At 44.1% G+C, this 8,125-nt stretch carries 7 protein-coding genes and 2 pseudogenes; 7 read left to right on the top strand and 2 right to left on the bottom strand.

Features of this window, described 5'->3' with window-relative positions; all coding sequences use genetic code 11:
* The 6 genes and pseudogenes from ACFIKO_RS08470 to ACFIKO_RS08445 all read left to right on the top strand — a co-directional run.
* Positions 1 to 291: pseudogene (locus ACFIKO_RS08470) on the top strand (phage tail protein); the annotation flags it as partial.
* A gap of 1 nt (position 292) precedes the next feature.
* Positions 293 to 3,436 (top strand): DUF4815 domain-containing protein, encoded by a 3,144-nt coding sequence (locus ACFIKO_RS08465; protein ID WP_375673764.1) that lies wholly within the window; start codon positions 293 to 295, stop codon positions 3,434 to 3,436.
* 13 nt (positions 3,437 to 3,449) lie between these two features.
* A pseudogene (locus ACFIKO_RS08460) lies at positions 3,450 to 4,774 on the top strand (Bgr_08870 family protein).
* Positions 4,775 to 4,783: 9 nt separating this feature from the next.
* On the top strand, positions 4,784 to 5,035 hold the full coding sequence (locus ACFIKO_RS08455; protein WP_375620481.1) for a hypothetical protein: 252 nt from the start codon (positions 4,784 to 4,786) through the stop codon (positions 5,033 to 5,035).
* Between the two features lie 403 nt (positions 5,036 to 5,438).
* Positions 5,439 to 5,717, top strand: coding sequence for a type II toxin-antitoxin system RelE/ParE family toxin (locus tag ACFIKO_RS08450; RefSeq protein ID WP_375618870.1), 279 nt, complete (start codon positions 5,439 to 5,441; stop codon positions 5,715 to 5,717).
* A 10-nt stretch (positions 5,718 to 5,727) separates the two neighbouring features.
* Entirely contained in the window at positions 5,728 to 6,036 is a 309-nt protein-coding gene (locus ACFIKO_RS08445; RefSeq protein ID WP_273721170.1) for a HigA family addiction module antitoxin, read from the top strand.
* A gap of 75 nt (positions 6,037 to 6,111) precedes the next feature.
* On the opposite strand, the gene ACFIKO_RS08440 is transcribed toward ACFIKO_RS08445, so the two are convergent.
* Positions 6,112 to 6,363, bottom strand: coding sequence for a type II toxin-antitoxin system Phd/YefM family antitoxin (locus ACFIKO_RS08440; protein ID WP_375620482.1), 252 nt, complete (start codon positions 6,361 to 6,363; stop codon positions 6,112 to 6,114).
* A 123-nt stretch (positions 6,364 to 6,486) separates the two neighbouring features.
* Positions 6,487 to 7,008, bottom strand: coding sequence for a Rha family transcriptional regulator (locus tag ACFIKO_RS08435; RefSeq protein WP_375673766.1), 522 nt, complete (start codon positions 7,006 to 7,008; stop codon positions 6,487 to 6,489).
* A 47-nt stretch (positions 7,009 to 7,055) separates the two neighbouring features.
* Here ACFIKO_RS08435 and ACFIKO_RS08430 point away from each other — a divergent pair.
* A partial coding sequence (locus ACFIKO_RS08430; protein ID WP_375673761.1) for a phage tail sheath subtilisin-like domain-containing protein occupies positions 7,056 to 8,125 on the top strand: 1,070 nt, incomplete at its 3' end.

Below are 8,125 nucleotides of genomic sequence, written 5' to 3'. Positions count from 1 at the left end.
GAACAGGCTTTGGAGGGGGTTTACAGCCATTGTGGTAACAGATTTAACCCTTCCCCAGCAGGCACTTTGTTGTTTCTGGCAGCCCGCACAGACTTTCGCGATGTTGATGGGAAACAAGCCGCATTTGTTTCAATTTTGGTTCACGCTACCCCCGCAGAAAACATAGCGGTTGGCAAGCTTTGGTGTGACGCCAATGAACTGAAGGGCGGTGTCGAGATCCTCAAAACGCCCATTAATATTCCTTTGCGTGCCGATGTTCGCGAACAATTCACAATTTTATTGAGGTTTTAACATGAAGCATGAAAGTGGTTTACCCTTTGCAATTGACAGATCTCGCGGCAAAGAGGAACAACAAAGCGTTGTCTTTTATGGCACGCGTCCCTTTATTCAAAGTGGTGAACTGAATGAAGTTCAAACCATCATCAGGGGACGGCATGACCGTTTGGGGCGCCTTGTGGCACAAGAAGGAGACCGCGTTGAACGGGCTGATGCTTTTGTCAACAAAGAGACAAAGACCGTAACGTTAACGGATGGTAAGATTTATATTGCCGGCGATATTTTCCCCGTTGCACCCGCTGTACTCAACAATGTTTCCATGATTGGGCGCTTGGAAATTGGTGTGAAGCTGCAAAAAAAATGGATAACACACGAAGATGATCCAGAGCTGTTGGGGCAAGTCCCTGGCACCTTGGCAGAAGGAGAGCCTGGTGCCGCACGCGAAGTAGCAAAGCTTGTTTGGGCCCTGAAAGAGGATGCGCAAAGTGGCACTTTTTTTCCGGTCTATATCTTACAAGATGGCGTTTTGATTGATCAAAAATCGCCCTCACTCCTTGAACCTGCCATGCAAGCTATTGCGACGTACGACCGCGCCCATGGGCATTATATCGTGAGTGGCTGCCGTGTGAGCGCATTGGGACCAAATAACGGTTGCCAAGTGTTTAGCATTCAAGAAGGGGAAGCCAATATCAACGGCTTTAAACGCAAGCGCTTAGCCGCCTTGCGCCATGAAGAGGTGCAAGATTTTTCGACAAGCGTTGTTCCAAGCGAAACGCATATTTTTGCGCCTCCAAAAGGGAAAACAAGTTTTACCTTTAAACCCTATTATTTTCCTATTGCCGATATTCAGTCTCTTTTGTTGACAAAAGAAAAAACCGTTAACGTCACCCGTGGTGCAGTTGCCGCAGGGCGTGATGGTGTTCCTGATAAAAGCATCACCTCTTTTATTAAAGTCGTTCAAGGAAGCAAGGAATTTAAAGAAGGCACAGATTTTAAAAAAACCGGAGACACCATTGATTGGGCACCGGTGGGAGACGAACCTTTAGCGGGGAGCAGCTATAAGGTGACTTACCGCTATCGCGCAAAAATCACGGCTGATAAAGTAACAGCGCAGGAAATCACTGTCTCAGGTGGGGCGCAAGGTGGTGATATTATCGTCAGTTACACTTACAAATTGCCCCGTATTGACCGTATAGGTCTCAACACGGGGGGCAATGTGGTTTACATCAAAGGTATCTCGGCAGATCACCCCATGGCACCCAGTGTCCCTGATGATGTGTTGTCCCTTGCAACGATCACCAACAATTGGCTTGAAACGCCGGTTGTGGTCAATGATGGCACACGTGTTGCCCCCTATGATGAGATGTGGCGCTATTTTCAACGGGTGCTTTCGCTTGACCGTCTCATGCAGTTAGAGCGTATTAAAAGCAATGTGGACTCTAAAGAACCTGTCGCCAAAAAAGGCATGTTTGCTGATCCCTTTCTTGATGACTCTTACAGAGATGAAGGTTTTCAACAAACGGGAGCGGTAGGCAACGGCATTTTGCAACTTGCCATTGACCCAACATTCTATACTGCTCCTTTAAAAGCGCCTGTCACGCTTGACTGGACAAATGAAGTGATCATTGCGCAAGAGTTGACAACGGCTTGCGAAAAAATCAACCCCTATCAAAATTTTGCACCCCTTCCTGGTACAGTAACCCTTGAACCCGCGACAGACTTTTGGCACGAACAGCGCACCGATTGGCTCTCGAGCGTGACCAATCAACTGAACATGGGATGGAACCGTGGGAGAAGCATTCGTAAAACAGAAATCAGTAATGATTTGGTGAGTGCAACCCAAGAGCAAATCGACTTTTTAAGACAAATTACTCTTTCCTTTAAAATTGAAGGTTTTGGCAGTAGCGAAATCTTGGAAAGTCTTACCTTTGATGGTGTGGATGTCTTGCCTAATTATCCCCTTTTTGCCAATTCTTATGGCGCCATTGAGGGCACTTTTAAAATTCCACAAAACATTACCGCTGGTACAAAAAATGTTGTGGCACGGGGAAAAGGTGGAACAACGGCAACGGGTCTTTTTACAGGGCAAGGCGTGATTGATGTGAAAGTGATGCGGCGCACCACCACGGTGAAGATCTGGACGCAAGTGGACCCACAAGCGCAAGTTTTTACCCCCGATGAAACACGGCAAATCACAGGAATTGACTTTCATCTTTGCAAAATCGGTAATCAAAACCATGATTTGGTGATTGATTTGGTCACCACTGAAAACGGTTATCCGACCGCCGATATTCAAGCGCAAAGCTTTTATTCTATGAAGGGCGCAAAGGCAGGATGGGCAGAGGCACGCTATGATGTACCACTCCTTGTGATGGATGACCGTTTAACGGCTTTTGTCATTAAAACCGATGATAGTAATCATTCTGTCTCACTAGCAAAGCTTGGAGATTTTGATGCAGAACACCAGAGATACGTCTCGAGTCACCCTTATGTAACGGGACCACGCTTTTCTTCTGTCAATGCTAGGAGCTGGACCGCTCATCAAGATGAGGCTTTAGCCTTTCGGGTGTTGGCGGCACGCTACACACAAACAGAAAAGATTGTCGATTTAGGCACCTTTGACCTTGTAGACTGCTCTGATTTGCAAATACGCGCAGCGATTGAATTGCCTTCAAGTGAGTGTTCTGTCATCTTTGAAATTGAAAGAAACAATGGCACGGTTTATCAACTGCTACCCTTTCAATTGCTAAGCCTTACCGAATATATCAGTGAAAAGGTAAAGCTTCGCGCTATTCTTAAAGGCACCGAAAAGCTCTCACCCGTCTTGTTTGCGCCTGTTCAATTGATTGCGGGAAAGATCCATAAGGAAGCTACCTATGTCACCCGTGCTTTTGCCTTTGGGGAAAAGGCAAGGTTGACCAGTTATATCAAAACATTTTTACCAGGCGGTGCAACCTTTACACTCGAGATGCAACTGGATGATGGTGCTTTTGTCCCTCTCACATTAGACGAAACAGAACAACTCGCTGAACCGCTTTGGACAGAGCGCAAATTTATCAGTGGTGACAAAACAGCCAAACAAGCACGCTTAAAATTGACCCTTACCGGCGGACCAGCAGCGCGGTCCATGGTGAGTGATTTTGGCGCCGGCATATTATGAGGGGAGAACAGAGATGACCAAAACCAAAAAACTCGACATGGAATTGCCTAAAGAAGGTCGCTTTATCAGTTCTGAATTCCCAATCTTGCGGGAAAACTTGACCAAAATTGATCAAGCCATAATGGAAGTTGAGGAAAAGGTAGAGGGAAAAGCACCTTCAAAACACACCCATAGCATAAGTGATGTTGCAGATCTTGAAGCAGCCCTGAAGGGCAAGATGGCAGCGGATAAAACCTTCTCATTTGCTGATTTAAGCGATATCGAGGGCGCTAAGGACGCGGCTAACAATTATGTTCTTTACAAAGCAAGCAACAATCATTTTACCTTTGGCAGTGCTGTATCTTTGCTTGGCTCTCATCAACATAAGATTGAAGATATTGTGGGGCTCGATAAATTTAGAGCCAAGCTTAATGAAGACCTCATAGCCTATGGACACCTCACAAGCCCAAATGAATGGCAGAATTACAATAAATTTACCAGCAAAGTCACTATGAGTGGTGGCTTAGAACTGTTAGGTAATTCGTCGTTTAATCTCACCCATAATGGTGAAGTGGTCACAAACTTAAGTGCGAGTGGTAGCTTGCTTAAAGGACCAGCAACTGTTGATGGCAATGCGATTTATACAAAAGATGAAGCTGCTGTTGCTCTTGAAGAAATACGCAGTGAGATTGCGAAACTAACGAAACGCACCATGCTTACCCCCTTGAAATCCTCATAACACAAAGTGGCACTATTCCGTTTCCTGAAGGGGGTACAGACGACACCGATATTGAAATATGGGCGTGGGGTGGTGGTGGAAGTGGTGGAGGGAGTACGGGCGGCGGAGGTGGTGGCGGCGGCTGTGCACGCATTCAAATCAAAGGAGCTCAGCTTAAAAACTGCCAAAATGTCCAAATTGGTCGAGGAGGAAAAGGGGGAGATGGTGGAAAAACAATTATTAAAGGACTGCTTACCGCAGGTGGTGGTGGTGCTGGCAGTTTTAGTAGCCTTGGCAATGGTGGTAGTGCAGGAGATAGATTCAGTGGGGGGAGTGGTGGCAGTTACTACTCTAATAGCCCTAGTTCAAATGGAAGTGATTCTCGTTTTAATGGTGGTGGTGGTGGCTCTTATGGAAAAAAAGCAGGGGCTGGCGGATATGGTGGAAGTTCTATTTTTGGAGGAGGAGGAGGGAGCAGTGGAGATGTAGACGGGAAAGGAGGTGCCAGTGGAAAAGGTGGAAATGGTGGAGATAGTGGCAACAATAAAGCTGGTGGTGGCGGCGGCTATTTCCGCGGAAAGAACGGTGACGAAGGCGGCGACGGTGGCGACGGCGCTATCTTGTTGAAATTTTTTATCTAGGAGCACTTCATGGAATATGCAGTTGTTGAAAATGGTGTGGTAACCAATATTATTGTCGCCTCAGAAGATTATGTTCACGGCTTTGATGGTGAGGCAATCGCCTCAAGTGAAGCGCAGATCGGCTGGACTTATAAGGACGGAGTCTTCTCTCCTCCCGTTGTTGAGGAAAGCACAAAACAGCTCTCATCTACTGAAATGACAGAAACAGACGCACCCGTAGAGCCCATAGAAGAACTACAAGAGAAAGCTAATCAAGTTTAGGCGATAAGGCTTGTATGATTTTCTTTCTTTAAAGTCCTTTTTGACTGACAGTGTCAGTCTTATGAGAGAGTGTAGATGATTGTTATGGTCTCTTCATTAATTTGGAGAGCAAGATGACAATAGAATTTAAATTTCGTATTCACTTTATTAAGAATGGCAAGGGATCTAAGTTTTTAGCAATATTTGATCAGACAGCCGTCGGTATGGTCGTAAAATCCTTGATGTTAACGTGCAAATTTATCCCCTCCATGCGCCTATTCTTCTCTTTACGCATGAGGTGGAGAAAAGAAAAACAAGTCTAGACGATAAGGCTTTCTAATGGGATGTTACTGTTTTTTCCATTTTAGCACTTACAATGTAAGCTATTTGTTGACGTTAACAGTATTCTACGCTATATAAAAGAATGATTAAAACGTTTAAAAGCAAAACATTGGCAGAATTATTCAAAACGGGAAATTCATCCAAGATTGATAAGAAACTTGTAAAACGTATCATGGTTCGTCTTGATCGTTTAGATATTTCTGAAAGACCAGAAGATATGAATCTTCCAGGATTCAATTTTCATTCTTTGATTGGATATTCACCCACTCGTTACACTGTCCACGTTAACGGACCATGGTGTATTACCTTTGAATTTGACTCATGTAATGCTTACCGTGTTGATCTTGAACAATATCACTAAGGATACAGTTATGAATGACATTCCCGCACAAAGAGATAAAAACCGTTGTCCTACTCATCCAGGAGAAGTTTTAGCAGAAATTATTCCTGAAACAGGCAAAACAAAATCAGAAATTGCGCAGATGCTTGGTATATCACGCCAACATCTCTACGATATTCTGAACGCAAAAAAGCCTGTTTCTCCTGCTATTTCTGCTTGTCTTGGCAAAATGTTTGGTGATGGAGCTGCTATATGGTTACGTATGCAAGCCAATTATGATGCGTGGCATGCGGAACGTGAAACAAATGTTAGCAAAGTTCCAACACTTCACGCTGTTTGATCTCTTCCTCACTCTGAAGAGACGATGTTTTATGAAATACCGGATAAATAATAATATTGAACAACATCCCCTGCTTTAAACATGTTCATCACTATTCAAAATGTCATCTAAACCACGATCTAAGTCGTCTAATATATTTTGCGGTGCATCTGCATAAACAAAAGATTGTGCACCAGAACGAGATTTTACTAATTTATTATATAAATCGACAGGAAGCATAATGATTTTTTCACGCCCTCGCTTTGTCAAAGCTACAGGTGTAGACATAGCCTCGTCTAAAATATCGCCTGCCCCGCGGTTTACATCTGTAAAACTATATTTTTTCATATGCACATCCTATCTTTAATGTATAATACGTATTATACGTACAATATGTATTATGTAAAGATATTTTACGGCATTAACCACCTCCCCGCCTAAAAGACGAGGAGATAAAATTATGTTGTAGGTCTAAGCTACTTTTGCAATCGGATTTGCTAAAACCCGCTTAGCTTCTTCAACAAGCGTTTTATAATGTTTACTCTCTTCTGCTAGTGTAAAGGCTTTTACAAGATGCATGTGAAGCGGTCCATAAATGTAAACAGCTTTTTCAGTAGGTCCCATTTCATCCCAGTTGCTTGGAAAATCAAAGCGTGTATCACGGTCATTATCAATTAACTGGTTTTTTAAATCATAGAAAGCTTTAACGAGTGCTTTTTTGAATGCACGCACCGTATCATTGTTACGCATATAGGTCATGAGTAGAGTGGCTTGTGGTTCATTGAGGATAGCAACTTCTCTCTTTTGACCACCTTTACCGTCTCTTTTACTCAATTGGATTTCAAATCCAACCCTTCCAAACTCTTCAAAATCTTTGTGATTATTACGCACAAGTTTGATAATTGTAGCATGATTGTTTCCTACACCTTCAGCAATTTTCAAAAAGGTTGTGACAGCAATAGTCGTTTTCAAAAGCGGCTCTTTACCTCTCATTTTTCCCATTCATTTTCATTCACCCCTCATTTAAAGGAGCATAAAGTATGGCAACAGGTTTTCTACACGGTGTTGAAGTTGTCGAGGTTGACGACGGCACCCGCCCCCTTCGCGCGGTTCAGTCTGCCGTTATCGGGATTGTTGGCACAGCACCCGATGCCGATGACCGAGCATTTCCCCTTAACACACCCGTTTTGGTAACGGGTTCTCTTTCACAAGCAGCTAAACTGGATAAAACGGGTAAGCGTCAAGGCACCCTACCCAATGCCCTTGATCTTATTTTCAAGCAAGTGGGAGCCATTGTTGTTGTCGTGCGCGTGAACGAAGGTGACAATGAAAATGCAACTCTCACCAATGTTCTGGGCGGTGTGAACGCAAATGGCGCTTATGAAGGCGTCCATGCTTTGATTGGAGCGGGGTCCATTGTGGGACAAACACCACGCATTCTGATTGCGCCAGGCTTTACACACAAACGCCCTATCAGTCTTAGCAAAATTGATGTGATAAACCAAGGCAGTGGTTACACTCAAGCAACTGTTAAAATTGCCGGCGGGGCAGAAGCAGAAGCAATCCTGAAAGATGGAAAAGTAACTTCTATTGTCATTAAGAACAGTGGCTTTGATTATCAAACCGCCCCAAATGTGACGATTGAAGGAGATGGCACTGGTGCGACAGCCAAAGCCGAAATCAGTACAACCTCTAATCCTGTAGCGGCAGAACTGATTGGTATTGCAGAGCGTCTGCGTGCTATTGTGGTGCTTGATGCACCAAACACGACAGATGAAGCAGCCCTTAGCACAGCAAAGGATTTTGATTCAAAGCGCGCTATTATCGTTGACCCTTTTGTAAAGGTGAATCGTGATGGAAAAATTGTAGAACAGCCAGCAAGTGCAGCAGTTGCTGGTGTCATTGCTAAAACCGATTTTACACACGGTTTTTGGCATTCCCCTTCAAACAAAGTGATCAATGGCATTGTTGGTATTACGCGTCCCATTGATTTTTCCATTGGGGATAGATCAAGCCGCGCTAACCTTCTTAATGAACAAAACATCACAACAATTATCCGCGAAAATGGTTATCGTCTTTGGGGTAATCGCACCCTTTCAAGCGATACAAA

Origin of the sequence: Bartonella sp. TS82HLJMH, assembly GCF_042193495.1 — a bacterium.
GTDB lineage: Bacteria > Pseudomonadota > Alphaproteobacteria > Rhizobiales > Rhizobiaceae > Bartonella > Bartonella grahamii.
The sequence above is the reverse complement of the archived record's forward strand: the minus strand, read 5'-3'. Positions and strand labels throughout refer to the sequence as shown.